Below are 15414 nucleotides of genomic sequence, written 5' to 3'. Positions count from 1 at the left end.
GGCGGCGGACAGCCAGATGACTCTTGAAGCAAATGTTGAGGCATTCTCAGCGTTGGTTTTTCTCCGCGTCGGTCAGATAGCGAACCTTGCGCGTGTAATCCTGACCTTTAAATGTCAGAGGCGCATCCGGCGACGCAAGATATTTTTGCCATTCAGTCAGGGGAAAGCCATCGTGCGCACCTGCCACCTCTTTCGGTACGGTAGCCGTATTGCCGCCAATTTTTTTGGACACGGGCCAGTTCATCCGGTCACCCAGATTAACGGTTTTCAGGTCCAGTAAATCCGGCAGTACAGTCAGCGGTAGCTGGTCAGTGGGCGGCTGAGAGTCGCCCATCCGTTCCCAGGTGTCCTGAAACAGCATTAGCCAGAGAGGACAAATGCGCTGCCATGTCTGGCGAGTCGCGGCCAGAAATGCGCCATTAACAGGATCGACAATAAAAGGGTGAACAGCGTGACGGTAATAGGCCGGGCGGTTTTGCTCTGGCGCATTCACCAGTTTGGCGATCATCTTGCTCTGTCGAAAACTGGAATAAATATGTCCTTCCAGCATGTTGATAACGGGCATCTGCAGCAGATTCAGGTCGGAGTCGATCATTAAAATTCCGTCCGTGCGCGCCTGCAACGGCGTTTGAAGCTTAATTAACCGACTACGGTAAATCTGCTTGTAACGATAGGTTTCCTCGCGGTACGGCACGTCCAGCGTAACCACCCGCGTTTTTGCCGGCAATTCACCAAACTGTTCTGCGGGCTGATCGGTGACAATCACAATTTCTTCTGCTTCCACAGCAAAACGGGAAGCAAAAAGGGCGCTTAACAGTGCCTCTTCAACGTAATCCGCGCCGGTACAGGGGATCATTATGGAGGTGACCGGAATCTGACCCTGCACGTCTTTATGCCGATAAGCGAGATTGTGACGCGCACGCACGTGGCGAAACCGGGAATTAAGAAATTCAAACATGCGATGGCTTCTCATATGTCACATTCTGCAAAATAGTTTCCACGCCTGAGACTTACTGCTCAATGGCGTAGCGTTGTTTAACGCGGCTGTTGGCGTGCGATATCAGTCGTTTGCGTAGCGCGACGTCGAGCCATAGCGCTTTCATCTGCTCAAACAGCGCCTGAATATCGCCATAGTCATACAGCAGACCAGTTTCATCGTGTTCGATAAGCCCGGCCGTGCCCGTCACGCGTGAACCAATCACCGCCGTTTTTAACAGCATGGCTTCCAGCACGACGCGGGGAAGCCCCTCGCTTTTAGATGCCAGAATGAACACATCGAAGGCGGCCAGGTAATCCAGCGGATTGCTGCGAAATCCGGTAAATATCACGCGGTCAGCAAGACCGGATTGCGCTACCTGCTGTTATAAAACGTCGTGCTGTGGTCCTTCGCCCAGAATGACCATCCGCCAGTCGGCTTCAGGGAAAGCAAGGGAAAATTTCTCCCGCGCCTGCAAAGTATGCTGATGTGACTTTCTGGCAATCAATGAGCCAATACTGCCAAAAAAAAGTTTTGGGTTGAACCGTCAGTAACTGTTGTCGCATGGCTTCACGTATGGGCAGAGATTGCCTGATATCGATAGCGTTAAACACGGTGACGCATTTTTCAGCTGCAACGCCGTGCGTCAGTAAAACCTGATGAACGCTGTCCGGGACGGCAATAACCGCATTCGCACGTTGGTTGACCATGCGAACCAGTGCCGGGTTGAGAACCGGTTCTATCCGGCAGTGCTGTATCATCGCCACCGGAAGTTTTTGTGCGGCGAGATAGCCTTCCCCGTTAGAACCCGGTTGGTTGTTCATATACAGCACCTCAAAATGGTGCTGTGCGATCAGATGGCGAATCTTTGCCGCATTGGGTCTTATCCGCCAAACTGTGTCAACCATGCGGGTGACGTTAAGGCGGGAGCGGCGATGGAAAAAATACCAGCGCACGCAACAGCTCTTTAGTGACCTTTGCCCAGCGCAGTTGCGCACGCTGGGGGATAAACATGACCGGTATACCGAGCGAAGTGAGCTCTTGTTCTATAGAATCACCGGTGCCACGGCGGTAGTTATGATAAAAGCAGCAGTGGACGTTAAACCGATTACGGTCAATGCGTTTCAGCAAATCCAGCATACTATTGGTGCCGCCACCCCACTCCTTCCCCGTATCCAACAGCAGGATTTTTTTACTCTGGTAGGCCATTATGCTGCTTCCATCTTCGTATAGTCCCGGCAAACGTTAATGTATTTGACATTAATGTGTTGTGCCGGTCCCCATGTTGAGACCAGAGAACTGCGTCGAAAAATAGTGAACAATCGTGCTGTTTGCAAAACTATCTGCCAGCACATCCAGCGCACGCGTGGCGGGTACCGGTTGAATAGTCACCGGGCAATTTTTCACGCTGCTGAAAGGATTGCCAGACGGAGTTGATTTACCGGATGGCGGTATCGGCTGTTGCACGGCACCCTGAGGTTCATTCAGCAATTGACTGGGACGAACCAGCGTAATATCTGCCGGAAGGCTTGATAGCATCTGCTGTAGCACCTTGACCGTAGATGGATGGGGGTGACCAATGGCAATGGCAGAGCCATCACGTTGTGCCAGCCTCACGGCGCGCAGCAACTGCTGGCGGATATCGGCTTCATTCTGCATATCATCAAGAAATACCCGACGTTTGATGACCTTGACGCGGGTTCCCTGTGCTGCACGGGTGGACTGACTGCTGGCAATAGTCATACTGTCAAGAAAGTAGAAATTATAGTGATTTAATACCTGCATCACTTTTTGCATACCTGACAGACTTGAGGTCATGGCGCTGCCCATGTGGTTATTCAGCCCTGTGGCAAACGGAACGTTGGCAACGGCTTCACGGATAATGCGCTCTATTTCAGCACTCGACATATCCGGGCGTAGCGTATCCTTTTCCAGCGGCTGCTTGCTGAGGGGGGCCATCGGCAGGTGAATCAGCACTTCATGACCGCGCAAATGCGCTTTAGTCGACATTTCACGGGCGTAGGGGGCACCAGGTAATACAGCCACCGAAATTTCCCCGGGCATCTGTAAAACCAGGTTTTCCTGTGCCGGTCGATAGCCAAAATCATCAATGACAATGGCGAGTTTGCCCGCATGCGCACTACAGACCATAAGTAAACCTGACAGCATGCTGGTGATTTTACGCAACTGTGACAAAGTTATCTTCCCAACCACGGTAGTGGATTGACGGCCTGTCCCTGACGGCGGATTTCAAAATAAAGTGAGGGAGTCCCTCTGCCGCCGCTGGTTCCAACCAGTGCAACGGGCTGTCCGGCACGTACCTGGGCACCCACGCTTACCAGCGCACTTTGGTTATAGCCATAAAGGCTCATATCACCTTTGCCGTGCTCAATAACCACGACCAGGCCGTAACCTTGTAGCCAGTCAGCCATTAATACGCGTCCGTCAGCAATGGCCTTTACTTCAGTGCCTTCCGGCGCATTAATGACCAGGCCTTTCCAGCGAAGTTCTCCCTGAAGTTGTTCACCGAAGCGGTGTTCCAGCCGCCCATGCACTGGCCAGACTGCCTGCCCCGACGGACGGCCCAACCCGCCAGTACGCGCTATAAGCGAGCGCTCACCTTCAGTGGGTTTATACGTAGTGCCTTTGTTTTTTGCCTGTGCTTCACGCTCACGAATACGTTGTGCGTCTCTGGCTTCTCGTTCAGCCCGCGCTTCCCGCTCTGCGGCAGCAATTTTATCCTGTAAACGGCGCTCATTTTGCCGCATTTCTGTCAGCTGGGCCTGATCTTTTTCCAGTGACGATTCCAGCGCGGTCAGTGTTTTCTTGCGGGCAACGCGAGCGCTTTCCAGTTGTCGTTGTTGGCCCAGTTGCGAAGTGAGCAGGGATTTCTGCAGCGCCTGCTTTTCTTCCAGTATTACCTTCTGTGCTGCAAGATCGCTACGCGTCTTTTTCAGATCGTCGATAGATTTTTGACGTGCGGTATTAAGATAGCCGAAATAGGCAAGAATACGCTCGCTACGCTGGCTCTCTTCGCCGCTGAGGATGAGTTGGACACCACTGTGCCGACCCTGCCGGAAAGCCGCATCAAGCTGGTCGGCCAGTAATTTTTGCTGGCTGTCCTGTTGCATCTGCAATTTGCTGATTGAGCCAGTGAGAGAGGTGATTTTTTTGTTCAGAGCCGTGAGCGTAATTTGTGTTTCGCGCAGTTGCCGGCTGGTCTGAGCGATGAGTTTTTCCTGGCTTTGTAACTGATCAATCAGTTTGCCACGTTGCTGTTTTTGTAGCAGAACACTTTTTTCTTTGGCAGCGATATTCTGCTGAATATTTTTGAGTTCAGATTTATTGTCATCTGCTGCCTGACTGACAGCAGGCAGCAGAAAACCAGCGCAAAGTAAGCAGCTGGAAAGAAGGAACGCAATAGGGTGTGATGGAACGCCGCTGGCCGATCCATCACCCTGGGTTCGAAGCGTTGAAACTGTCGTTTTTTCCCACATAGGACTGGGATTATTCCACGATGAACAGCCGCTTACCAGCTATCTCCACGGCTTTTGCGTTTCCATTAATGACAAAGCTAAGGGGCAGCCAGGTGGAGTAGTGCCCGATTGAGGGCGGAAAGACATTGAGCAACAAATCACCTTAAGAATGTGCTGTTGTCGCAAACTCAACTGAGAATGTGCATTTACAGCATTTTTTTTGCGGTTCTGTCCCAGAAAACCATACTCCCGCTCCTTCACGACTGTACATGAACGCACTGAAAGGTATACTCAGAAGCCTTATTTTAGCTCATTAACCCGCTTCGGGAGTTGTTACCCTTCATGCAAGATATTATGCAGTTCGCAGGCAACCATACCATCCTCAGTCTGGCGTGGGTCGTGCTGTTGGTTTTAGTTGTTGTTACAACATTTAAAGGCCTGTTTTCAAAAGTAAAAACCATCAGTCGTGGTGAGGCAATCCACTTAATTAATAAAGAAGATGCCGTGGTGGTTGACGTCCGTTCGCGCGATGATTTCCGCAAAGGCCATATTTCCAATTCTGTTAACGTGCTGGCTGCCGATATCAAAAAAGGCAGTTTCAGTGAACTGGAAAAACATAAAACGCAGCCGCTGATTGTGGTTTGCGCGACGGGAACGTCCGCTGCTGAATCTGCTGCACAGCTTAATACGGCAGGTTTTGAGCGAGTCTTTGTTCTCAAAGATGGCGTTTCCGGCTGGAATGGTGAGAACCTTCCGCTGGTGCGTGGCAAATAAAATCAGGAGAGGCGCAACATGGCGAACGTTGAAATTTATACTAAAGCAACCTGTCCCTTCTGCCACCGTGCAAAAGCACTGCTGAGTCAGAAAGGGGTTTCCTGGCGGGAAATTGCTATTGATGGTGATGCTGAAAAGCGCGAAGAAATGATCGAGCGAAGCGGCCGTACGACAGTACCTCAGATTTTTATCAATGACCGGCATATCGGTGGTTGTGACGATATCTTCGCACTCGATGGTCCTCAGGGTCTTGACTCGCTATTAGGATAACTAACCGGAACACGGATTATTTAACATATAGGACTACGTAACATGTCAGAACAAAACAGTACCGAGATGTCTTTCCAGATTCAGCGTATCTATACTAAAGATGTCTCTTTTGAAGCACCTAACGCGCCTCAGATCTTCCAGAAAGAGTGGGAGCCAGACGTTAAACTGGATTTGGACACGGCGTCGAGTCAGCTAGCCGATGATGTCTTCGAAGTGGTCTTACGCGTTACAGTTACCGCGACCGTGGGCGAAGAAGCGGCGTTCCTTTGCGAAGTACAGCAGGCCGGTATTTTCTCCGTCTCCGGTATTGAAGGCAATCAAATGGCGCATTGTCTTGGTGCATATTGTCCAAATATTCTTTTCCCTTATGCGCGTGAATGTATTACCAGCCTGGTTTCACGCGGTACTTTCCCTCAGTTAAATCTGGCTCCGGTTAACTTTGATGCACTGTTTATGAATTATCTTCAGCAGCAGGCAAGCGAAGGCACCGCGCCAAAGCAGGATGCGTAATGCCACAGGCGAGTGCATCAATGAGCGTTATCGGTGCCGGATCTTACGGCACCGCCCTTGCCATTACGTTAAGCCGGAATGGGCATAATGTGGTGTTATGGGGTCATAATGCGCAACATCAGACGCGACTCCAGCATGACCGCTGTAATACCGCTTTTTTGCCTGATGTACCTTTTCCCGACTCGCTAAAAATTGAAACCGAACTGGCAGCCGCCATTACGGCAAGCCGGGACGTGCTGGTGGTCGTTCCCAGCCATGTTTTTGGTGATATGCTGAAACATATCAAGCCGCATTTGCGGGTAGATTCGCGCATTGTCTGGGCCACCAAGGGGCTTGAAAAAGACACGGGACGACTATTACAGGAAGTAGCGCACGAAATCCTTGGCGATACCTTTCCCCTTGCTGTGATTTCCGGGCCGACCTTTGCCAAAGAACTGGCGGCTGGCCTGCCGACGGCTATCGCACTGGCGGCAACGGACGATGTATTTGCGCAAGAGCTGCAAACGTTACTACATTGTGGTAAGAGCTTTCGCGTTTACAATAATGCTGACTTTATTGGTGTCCAGTTAGGCGGTGCGGTAAAAAACGTTATCGCAATTGGAGCTGGTATTTCTGACTGCATCGGATTCGGTGCAAATGCACGAACCGCCCTGATAACCCGTGGCCTGGCGGAGATGTCACGCCTTGGCATCGCACTGGGTGCCGATCCTGCTACTTTTATGGGTATGGCGGGTCTTGGCGATCTGGTACTGACCTGTACAGATAATCAGTCCAGAAACCGTCGTTTCGGCATGCTGTTAGGACAAGGAATTGAGGTTGAGGCGGCCCAGAACAGTATTGGACAGGTGGTTGAAGGATTCCGAAACACGAAAGAAGTGAAGGTGTTAGCGGCGCGTTATGGCGTTGAAATGCCCATTACAGAGCAAATTTATGAGGTACTGTATTGCCAAAAAAGCGCACGGGATGCAGCATTAAGTCTGCTTGGGCGCGCCAGAAAAGATGAAAACAGCGTCAGTTAAGACCAGATGGCCCGGCGCAATAGTTTCCGGTGTTCAATGGAAACTATATTTAGAGGGGAGAAACAATGCCGTGTGTAGAGCCTGAATTGATCTGGGATTATATAAAAGCAGAGGCATGGATCCTGGCAGATTGTGAACCAATGTTGGCCAGTTTTTATCATGCAACCTTACTAAAACATGACAATCTGGGCAGTGCATTGAGTTACATGTTGGCGAATAAGCTGGCCAACCCCATTATGCCTGCTATCGCTATCCGTGAGATCGTGCAGGAAGCCTATCGGCAGGATCCGTCGATGATCGGGTCCGCTGCGTGCGACATCCAGGCCGTGCGCCAGCGCGATCCTGCCATTGATAAATATTCCACGCCCTTATTATATCTGAAAGGTTTCCATGCCTTGCAGGCTTATCGGATTGGGCATTGGCTGTGGAACGAGGGCCGCAGAGCGCTCGCGGTCTATTTGCAAAATGAGGTATCTGTTTCATTTGCAGTCGATATTCATCCGGCAGCTAAAATTGGTCGTGGCATTATGCTTGATCATGCAACCGGGATCGTTGTGGGTGAAACGGCGGTGATCGAAGATGATGTATCAATATTACAATCGGTTACCTTGGGCGGAACGGGTAAAACCTCGGGCGATCGTCATCCTAAAATCCGTGAAGGGGTGATGATTGGAGCCGGCACCAAAATTCTCGGCAATATTGAAATTGGTTGTGGAGCAAAAATCGGTGCAGGTTCTGTGGTCCTGCACCCTGTGCCGCCTCATACTACAGCTGCGGGCGTGCCAGCCCGTATCGTGGGTAAACCGAACAGCGATAAGCCCTCAATGGATATGGATCAGCATTTCAACGGAATGGCGCCGGGTTTTGAATTTGGAGACGGGATTTAACCCGTTTTAATCAATGCGCCGCCATAATTTAATTGGCGCCACGCTTCATACACCACTACGGAGACGGCATTCGACAGATTCATGCTACGGCTGTCAGGTCGCATAGGAATGCGGATTTTCTGTCTGGCAGGGAGCGCGTTTAAAATACGGTCAGGCAATCCCCGTGTTTCTGGTCCAAAAACCAGGTAATCCTCTGTCTGGTAGCCCACATCACTGTGCGCAGGTGTTCCCTTGGTGGTTAAAGCAAACAGACGTTCGGGAGCTTCTGCCTCAACAAACGTCTCATAGCTGGCATGATGCTGTATCGCCGTAAACTCATGGTAATCAAGGCCAGCCCTGCGCAGACGTTTATCATCCCACGTAAAGCCCAGCGGCTCTATAAGATGGAGCCGGAAACCAGTATTAGCACAAAGGCGAATAATATTACCCGTATTAGGCGGAATCTCGGGTTCAAATAAAACGATATTCAACATTGTCTGCGGCCCTTAATAACAAGTGCCGCAGCATAGCAAAGATCAGCTGGTGCTGGTATAGAGCGGTAGCCATATTGTCAGCCGTAAGCCACCTAGCGGACTGTCATCAGCTTTAACCCATCCATGATGCTGTTGAATGGCGGTTTCGACGATTGCCAGCCCCAGGCCGGTCCCCCCAGACTCACGGTCGCGTGCTTCATCTGTTCGATAAAAAGGCCGAAAAATTTGTTCGCGATCTTCAGTGCTGACGCCAGGACCATCATCATCGACATGGACGGTAATTCCCCGCTTATCGACCGAGAAACTCACCATGATTTTCGAGTAGGAATAACGAAGGGCATTGCGAACAATGTTTTCAAGGGCGCTGTCCAGTGCGCTGGGGTTGCCGTACAAGGGCCATGGGCCCGGTGGATAGGGTATATCAAGCGTTTTTCCCATCTGCTCTGCCTCAAACTGTGCATCGTCCAACACGCCTGACCACAGTTGGCTGGCTTTCATGGCTTCACTGACCAACGCATTCTTATGCTGTGTACGGGACAGCACCAGCAAATCGTTAATCATGCCGTCCAGGCGCAGGGCTTCCATTTCTATACGCTGTAGCTCTTTTCCTTCGCCCTGACGACGTCGCATCAGTGCGGTTGCAAGCTGCAGACGAGTGAGTGGGGTACGTAATTCGTGAGAGATATCAGAAAGTAAACGCTGTTGGCTGGTCATCATCCTTTCCAGGGCGCTGACCATTTGATTAAAACTGGCACCTGCAGCCAGAAATTCCTGTGGACCAGACTCCAGTTCCGGTCTTTGTCGCAAATTACCTGCGGCGACGTCATCCGCTGCGTGTTTCAGCTTGCGTGCAGGTTTCGCCAGACTCCATGCCAGCCAAAGCAATAATGGAGAACTAATTAGCATGGTCACCACAAGTAACAGCAAAGGACGATCAAACAGTAGGTTGATAAAGTCCAGCTGCGTGCTGCCAGCAGGTCGGATTAAATAGAGCTGATAATTATCTTCCCCGTCGCGAACGGAGAATGGGCCGAGCATTTCTGTTCTGCCGTATTTCTTTTTCTTCGGGTGATTGGCATTGTCGGACTGGCCGATAAAATTACGAATCACCTGCATTTCATTATGTTGTGCGCCAATTACCCGACCTTCACTGGTCACCAGCAACAAACGCTGGCCGGGTGGTGCCCATTTATCGATGACCCGGAACAACCTGCGCCACCACATCAAGTCATTGGGGGGGGTCTGAATGAGCTCGGCCTCGATGTGTTGCTCAATCATTATTCCCTGACGCTGCTCATTATCCTGAAGCGGCGTCATTTGACGTGTATCCAGTTTAGGTAGCATTAAAACCAGCATCAGCACCAGTGCCAGAGTCAGCCAGAAAATGGCGAAGATGCGGGTGGTCAGGCTTGAAATCATGTTGCGGAAACCATTAGATAGCCTCGCCCTCGCAGGGTTTTAAACCAGGGGTGGCCATCCTTGCGATCTGGAAGTTTACGGCGTAGATTGGATATATGCATATCGATTGCGCGATCGAACGGCGTCAGGCGTTTGCCTAAAACTTCCTGACTCAGGTGCTCACGTGATACAACTTGCCCCAGATGCTGTGCCAGTAAATAAAGCAGCGTGAATTCCGTCCCAGTGAGATCCAGCGCGATGTCATCAAAACTTGCTTCCTGACGGCCCGGATTCAGACGTAAGTGATCGACTTCCAAAGTGGGCGAGCTGTTATCATGCTGTTGCTGTTCGCTCCAGTTTGAACGGCGTAAAATTGCGCGTATTCTGGCAACCAGCTCACGGTCGTTAAACGGTTTGGGTAAATAGTCATCTGCCCCGAGTTCAAGCCCCAGAACACGATCCAGTTCGCTACCCCGTGCAGTCAACATAATCACTGGTGTCTGGTGGTGCTGTCGCAGTTCCTTCAGGGTGTCGATGCCATTTTTCTTTGGCATCATGACATCCAGTAAAAGCAGATCAATCGAATTGTCCAGTAGCCCCAGTGCCTGCTCGCCATCACCGGCGACTAATACGTTGAAGCCCTCCATTTCAAGCAATTCTTTCAATAGCGAAGTCAATTCGCGGTCATCGTCAACCAACAGGATTTTATTCATTTTTATTGCCCTCCGCAGGCAAAATACCGTGAACGAATGCTGTCAATCCATGACTTTACGTAGTTTTACACCGCCTGACGCATGTTTTCAGCGGTCTCCGTAGACTGGCTTTCGTTGAATCGACGTATGGAAACCAAACCGGGAGTGAACGATGCGCATAGTTACCGCCGTCGTTGTGTTACCCACACTGATGATAAACTTTTCTGCTGCATGGGCCACAAAAGTGACAATGACTGACCAGATGCATCCTGAAGAGATGATGTCACACAGCGTGACACAGACTCCACAGACTCTCATGTTTGATGGAATCAATCTTTCTGAACAGCAGCGTCAACAAATGCGGGATTTAATGCAACAGGCGCGTCATCGGCGGTCTCCTATAAATATTAACGATTTAGAATCTCTGCACGACATTATTATTGCAGATAAATTCAATGAAGTGGCATATAAAGCAAGGTTAGATCTCATTGCAATAAAAGAAATTGACCGACAGGTCGAAATAGCACGAGTACGCAATCAGATGTATCACTTGCTAACACAAACGCAGCAGGACGCCTTAAACGAGCGACATCAGCAGCGCATTAATGAAATGCGCAAGTTAACCGATATGCAGCCGGATTCACCGCTGCACGAAGTGCATAGTAGTCAGTAACATAACAACTGTTTTCCTTGCCATAGACACCACCATCCCTGTCTTCCCACTTATAATGAGTTTTTTACCCATCATTTAATTTTCAATTTAAGCCAATAGCTATTTAGCGCCTGTCTCAACAGGACTTTATTCCAGACAATAAGACCACAGGAAAAATGCAACAGGGTCCCGTCATTCTCAGACGTCTTTTCCCGTCGGGTCAGGGGCCGGCGAAACCGGTTCATCCGGCTGTGCATCCTCCCGACGACCCGGTTACATCCCCCTTCACCCAGAGGTTTTTTCCTGAAATCCAGTATACTGACTGTTCTGCATATAATGGAGTCAGGCATGGAACAACATTATGCGCGACGGGTTAATTCAGCTGCACTGGCGGCAACCACGCTGGCGTCAGTATTGCTGTTGATAAAGGTTTTTGCCTGGTGGTACACAGGTTCCGTCAGCCTGTTGGCAGCACTGGTGGATTCACTTGTAGATGTTGCGGCTTCGCTGACTAATCTGCTGGTGGTGCGTTATTCTCTTCAACCTGCGGACGATGAACACACCTTTGGCCATGGTAAAGCGGAATCTCTCGCAGCGCTGGCGCAAAGCATGTTTATTTCCGGTTCGGCATTCTTTCTTTTTCTGACTGGTATACAGCACTTTGCCACGCCCATGGAGATGCGCGCTCCGTTGATTGGCGTGATGGTAACCCTTATTGCTCTGTTTTCAACCCTGATACTGGTGACTTTTCAGCGCTGGGTTGTTCGGCATACCCACAGTCAGGCCGTTCGCGCTGATATGCTGCATTATCAGTCAGACGTGATAATGAATGGCGCGATTCTGGTGGCGCTGGTCCTCAGCTGGTATGGCTTCCGGCGTGCTGATGCGTTTTTTGCATTGGGCATTGGCGTCTGGATACTCTACAGTGCATTGAGAATGGGCTATGACGCTGTCCAGTCGCTGCTTGACAGAGCGCTGCCAGAGGACGATCGGCGAGAAATTAACGCTATTGTTTCCAGCTGGCCGGGTGTACGGGGTGTGCACGACATCCGTACTCGTCAGTCTGGCCCAACCCGCTTTATTCAGCTTCATCTGGAATTGGATGATGACTTACCGTTGCTTTATGCACACCGCATTGCTACAGAGGTTGAGCTGGCGTTGCTGGCGGGGTTTCCCGGTGCAGATATCACAATCCACCAGGATCCTTGCTCAGTCGTTCCCGAACAGCATCATATGCGTTAAGATTCTCACTCAAATACGCCCCATGCACCCTGGCCTGTCAGAGGGTGAGTTGGCAGGGAAGAATTGCAGGTTGATCGCTGACCTGAATCAATTCAGCTCACAGACATTGATATAGTATAGCCAGCATCAATCAGGAAAATTGCCCACGTCTGTTGCTTCCCCCTGCGGCGTTCAGAATTTTTATATTTGCATTAACAAGTTCAGAGGTTGTCATGATTAGAAAAATCGGTGTACTGACAAGTGGCGGTGACGCACCCGGCATGAATGCAGCCATCCGGGGAGTTGTTCGCGCAGCGTTGAGTGAAAACCTGGAAGTTTTTGGCATTTATGATGGTTACATGGGCCTGTATGAAGACCGCATGGTGAATCTGGACCGATACAGCGTATCGGATATGATTAACCGGGGTGGCACTTTTCTTGGCTCTGCCCGTTTTCCTGAGTTTCGTGAAGAATCGGTTCGTGCGGTTGCCATTGAGAACATGAAAAAGCGTGGCATTGATGCGCTGGTGGTCATTGGTGGCGATGGTTCTTATATGGGCGCTAAACGTCTGACTGAGATGGGATTCCCCTGTATCGGCTTGCCAGGCACCATAGACAACGATGTTGCGGGTACAGATTACACCATCGGTTACTTCACCGCGCTGGAAACGGTGGTGGAAGCAATAGACCGTCTGCGCGACACCTCCTCTTCCCATCAGCGTATCTCTATTGTGGAAGTGATGGGGCGCTACTGTGGCGATTTGACGCTGGCTGCAGCCATCGCCGGTGGCTGTGAATTTATTGTGTTGCCTGAAATTCCTTATACTCGTGAAGAGCTGGTTGAAGAAATCAAAGCGGGCATCGCGAAAGGCAAAAAACACGCAATTGTGGCAATAACTGAACATATTTGCGACATCGACGAACTGGCCAAATTTATCGAGTCCGAGACGAAACGAGAGACGCGCGCCACGGTATTGGGCCATATCCAGCGAGGCGGTGCGCCGGTAGCTTATGATCGTATTCTGGCTTCCCGCATGGGTGCCTACTCCATTGAACTGTTGTTACAGGGCTATGGTGGACGCTGTGTCGGTATACAAAATGAAAAAATGGTGCACCACGACATCATTGATGCCATCGAAAACATGAAGCGACCATTTAAAGGCGACTGGTTAGAAACGGCTAAAAAACTTTATTAAGATAAATCAAGGCACTGAAGCACAGTGCCTTTTTTGATCCCTGCATGAACACCACCTCCTGTGGAGGTGGTCAGCAATAAGTTGGCTCTGCCAGTCATGCTACTCATGGGAAAATCCGAATCTGTTGTCCCCATAACTGCCAGGGATTTAACCATGAGCAGATTCCAGAAAGCATCTCATGTGCTCTGGTGTTGTCAATATCATATCGTATGGACACCCAGGTACCGGTTTCGCATCCTCAGGAACAATGTTGGTAAAGAGGTCTGTAAGCAGATAAGGATCTCAGGTGAGCAGCCCGGGATAGAAGTAGTGGAGCTGAATGTCCAGACAGACCATGTCCCTTTGCGGGTAAAAGTGCCTCCACGGCTTTCGATTTCCCATGTAACAGGCGACTTAAAGGGTAAAACAGCCCTTCGATTGTTCAGTAAATTTCCCTGCCTGCGTAAGAACAAGCAGTGGGGGAATGATTTTTGGGCAAGAGGTTATTGTGTCGATACCGTAGGTATAAACGAAGAAATGATAATAAAGTACGTGAAGTATCAGGAAAAACATGAAGTTGAAGAGAGCCAGCTTCCACTGAAAGAAGTGTGAAGGGAAGGCTCTCTGAGTCTGGACTTAGTGCGCCCCTGTGGGGCGAAATCAATGCCACCTGCTATGCAGGTGGTTTTTTACGCAGAAAGTTATTCCATTTAGCTATTAACTCTTTCTTTTAATTCTTTAAAACGTAAAAGAGTTTGTGTCACGCTTCCAGAATAAAATATTTGGAGCGTACGCAAGATGAATAAGTGGCGTGTAGGATTTATCCTTTTGCTGGTATCGACCAGCGTCTTTGCAAAAGACATTCAGTTGTTAAACGTGTCTTATGATCCAACGCGTGAGTTCTATGAGCAATATAACAAAGTGTTCAGTGCGCACTATAAGCAGGAAACCGGAGACAACGTGGTTATCCGCCAGTCGCATGGTGGTTCAGGTAAGCAGGCGACCTCGGTTATTAATGGCATCCGCGCCGACGTGGTGACGCTGGCACTACAATCTGATGTCGATGCAATTGCTGACCGGGGCCGTATCGATAAAAACTGGATAAAGCGCTTACCTGACAACTCCGCGCCTTATACATCCACTATCGTATTCCTTGTTCGCAAGGGAAATCCTAAGCAGATACATGACTGGCAGGATCTGACGAAGCCCGGCGTGTCTGTCATCACGCCTAATCCTAAAACCTCAGGTGGCGCACGTTGGAACTATCTGGCTGCATGGGGCTGGGCGCTGGATAAAAACAACGGTGATGCAGCCAAAGCGCAGACCTATATCAAAGCATTGTTCAAAAATGTAGAAGTTCAGGATTCCGGCGCACGAGCGGCCACCAATACATTTGTTGAACGTGGGATTGGCGACGTGCTGATTGCCTGGGAAAACGAAGCTTATCTGGCAGCTAACAAACTTGGTAAAGATCGGTTTGAAATTGTCACACCGGGCGAATCCATTCTTGCAGAACCGACCGTCTCGGTTGTTGATAAGGTCGTGGACGAGCGTGCCACCCGCAGCGTGGCCGAAGCCTACCTCAAGTATCTGTATTCGCCCGAGGGGCAGGAGATTGCTGCCAAAAATTATTATCGTCCTCGGGATCCGGTGGTGGCGAAGAAATATGCCAGCACGTTCTCACCGCTCAAGCTTTTTACGATTGACGATCCTAAATTTGGTGGCTGGAATAAAGCCCAAAAAACACACTTCGCCGATGGTGGTATTTACGACCAGGTTATGCAGCGTTAAATAATCCCGTCTCAACGTAAGCCGGATTTATACGCTGGTTTAGACTCTGTCCCAAAAAGCGCCATCGTATAATGCATCCCGGTCATATCTGAGGGCAAAG

16 protein-coding genes and 1 pseudogene are annotated in these 15414 nt (G+C 50.1%); 10 read left to right on the top strand and 7 right to left on the bottom strand.

The features are described 5' to 3' along the window. Positions 1–46: 46 nt before the first annotated feature. The 4 genes and pseudogenes from LU633_RS24110 to envC form a co-directional block, all read right to left on the bottom strand. Positions 47–958, bottom strand: a complete 912-nt coding sequence (locus LU633_RS24110; RefSeq protein WP_016191299.1) for a hypothetical protein — start codon at positions 956–958, stop codon at positions 47–49. Between the two features lie 52 nt (positions 959–1010). Then, positions 1011–2185, bottom strand: a pseudogene (locus tag LU633_RS24105) (glycosyltransferase). A 51-nt stretch (positions 2186–2236) separates the two neighbouring features. Then, the gene (locus LU633_RS24100) at positions 2237–3172 is read right to left on the bottom strand and encodes a divergent polysaccharide deacetylase family protein (protein ID WP_040465594.1); all 936 of its coding nucleotides are present in this window, start codon (positions 3170–3172) and stop codon (positions 2237–2239) included. A 2-nt stretch (positions 3173–3174) separates the two neighbouring features. Continuing rightward, positions 3175–4473 carry a murein hydrolase activator EnvC gene (gene envC, locus LU633_RS24095; protein WP_016191297.1) on the bottom strand — a complete coding sequence of 433 codons (1299 nt, stop codon included), beginning with the start codon at positions 4471–4473 and terminating at the stop codon, positions 3175–3177. Between the two features lie 321 nt (positions 4474–4794). Here envC and LU633_RS24090 point away from each other — a divergent pair, with 321 nt between their 5' ends. The 5 genes from LU633_RS24090 (at position 4795) to cysE (ending at position 7912) form a co-directional block, all read left to right on the top strand. Next, a complete protein-coding gene (locus LU633_RS24090) occupies positions 4795–5226 on the top strand; it encodes a rhodanese-like domain-containing protein (RefSeq protein WP_016191296.1) in 432 nt (143 codons plus the stop codon). Between the two features lie 18 nt (positions 5227–5244). After that, positions 5245–5496 (top strand): glutaredoxin 3, encoded by a 252-nt coding sequence (gene grxC / locus LU633_RS24085; RefSeq protein WP_016191295.1) that lies wholly within the window; start codon positions 5245–5247, stop codon positions 5494–5496. 42 nt (positions 5497–5538) lie between these two features. After that, positions 5539–6006: a protein-export chaperone SecB gene (gene secB, locus LU633_RS24080; RefSeq protein WP_016191294.1), complete on the top strand. Its 468-nt coding sequence runs from the start codon at positions 5539–5541 to the stop codon at positions 6004–6006. Then, positions 6006–7025 (top strand): NAD(P)H-dependent glycerol-3-phosphate dehydrogenase, encoded by a 1020-nt coding sequence (gene gpsA, locus LU633_RS24075; RefSeq protein ID WP_016191293.1) that lies wholly within the window; start codon positions 6006–6008, stop codon positions 7023–7025. Before secB ends, gpsA begins: the two co-directional genes overlap by 1 nt. A 65-nt stretch (positions 7026–7090) precedes the next feature. Beyond that, positions 7091–7912: a serine O-acetyltransferase gene (gene cysE / locus LU633_RS24070; protein ID WP_016191292.1), complete on the top strand. Its 822-nt coding sequence runs from the start codon at positions 7091–7093 to the stop codon at positions 7910–7912. On the opposite strand, the gene trmL is transcribed toward cysE, so the two are convergent. The 3 genes from trmL to cpxR are packed head-to-tail and all read right to left on the bottom strand — an operon-like array spanning position 7909 to position 10496. Continuing rightward, the gene (trmL, locus tag LU633_RS24065) at positions 7909–8385 is read right to left on the bottom strand and encodes a tRNA (uridine(34)/cytosine(34)/5-carboxymethylaminomethyluridine(34)-2'-O)-methyltransferase TrmL (RefSeq protein ID WP_016191291.1); all 477 of its coding nucleotides are present in this window, start codon (positions 8383–8385) and stop codon (positions 7909–7911) included. The two genes, cysE and trmL, sit on opposite strands and share 4 nt — an antisense overlap. 42 nt (positions 8386–8427) lie before the next feature. Continuing rightward, a complete protein-coding gene (gene cpxA, locus LU633_RS24060) occupies positions 8428–9804 on the bottom strand; it encodes an envelope stress sensor histidine kinase CpxA (protein WP_016191290.1) in 1377 nt (458 codons plus the stop codon). Next, positions 9801–10496, bottom strand: coding sequence for an envelope stress response regulator transcription factor CpxR (gene cpxR, locus LU633_RS24055; protein ID WP_016191289.1), 696 nt, complete (start codon positions 10494–10496; stop codon positions 9801–9803). Before cpxR ends, cpxA begins: the two co-directional genes overlap by 4 nt. Positions 10497–10647: 151 nt before the next feature. Here cpxR and cpxP point away from each other — a divergent pair, with 151 nt between their 5' ends. The 5 genes from cpxP (at position 10648) to LU633_RS24030 (ending at position 15314) form a co-directional block, all read left to right on the top strand. Then, the gene (cpxP, locus tag LU633_RS24050) at positions 10648–11148 is read left to right on the top strand and encodes a cell-envelope stress modulator CpxP (RefSeq protein WP_016191288.1); all 501 of its coding nucleotides are present in this window, start codon (positions 10648–10650) and stop codon (positions 11146–11148) included. Positions 11149–11475: 327 nt separating this feature from the next. Further along, the gene (gene fieF, locus LU633_RS24045; RefSeq protein ID WP_016191286.1) at positions 11476–12369 is read left to right on the top strand and encodes a CDF family cation-efflux transporter FieF; all 894 of its coding nucleotides are present in this window, start codon (positions 11476–11478) and stop codon (positions 12367–12369) included. A 212-nt stretch (positions 12370–12581) separates the two neighbouring features. Further along, a complete protein-coding gene (pfkA, locus tag LU633_RS24040) occupies positions 12582–13544 on the top strand; it encodes a 6-phosphofructokinase (protein ID WP_016191285.1) in 963 nt (320 codons plus the stop codon). A 153-nt stretch (positions 13545–13697) separates the two neighbouring features. Beyond that, positions 13698–14135: an IS200/IS605 family transposase gene (tnpA, locus tag LU633_RS24035; RefSeq protein ID WP_046372138.1), complete on the top strand. Its 438-nt coding sequence runs from the start codon at positions 13698–13700 to the stop codon at positions 14133–14135. A 186-nt stretch (positions 14136–14321) separates the two neighbouring features. Continuing rightward, positions 14322–15314 carry a sulfate ABC transporter substrate-binding protein gene (locus LU633_RS24030; protein WP_016191284.1) on the top strand — a complete coding sequence of 331 codons (993 nt, stop codon included), beginning with the start codon at positions 14322–14324 and terminating at the stop codon, positions 15312–15314. Positions 15315–15414: the final 100 nt, after the last annotated feature.

The sequence above is a fragment of the Erwinia tracheiphila genome, assembly GCF_021365465.1.
GTDB lineage: Bacteria > Pseudomonadota > Gammaproteobacteria > Enterobacterales > Enterobacteriaceae > Erwinia > Erwinia tracheiphila.
The sequence above is the reverse complement of the archived record's forward strand: the minus strand, read 5'-3'. Positions and strand labels throughout refer to the sequence as shown.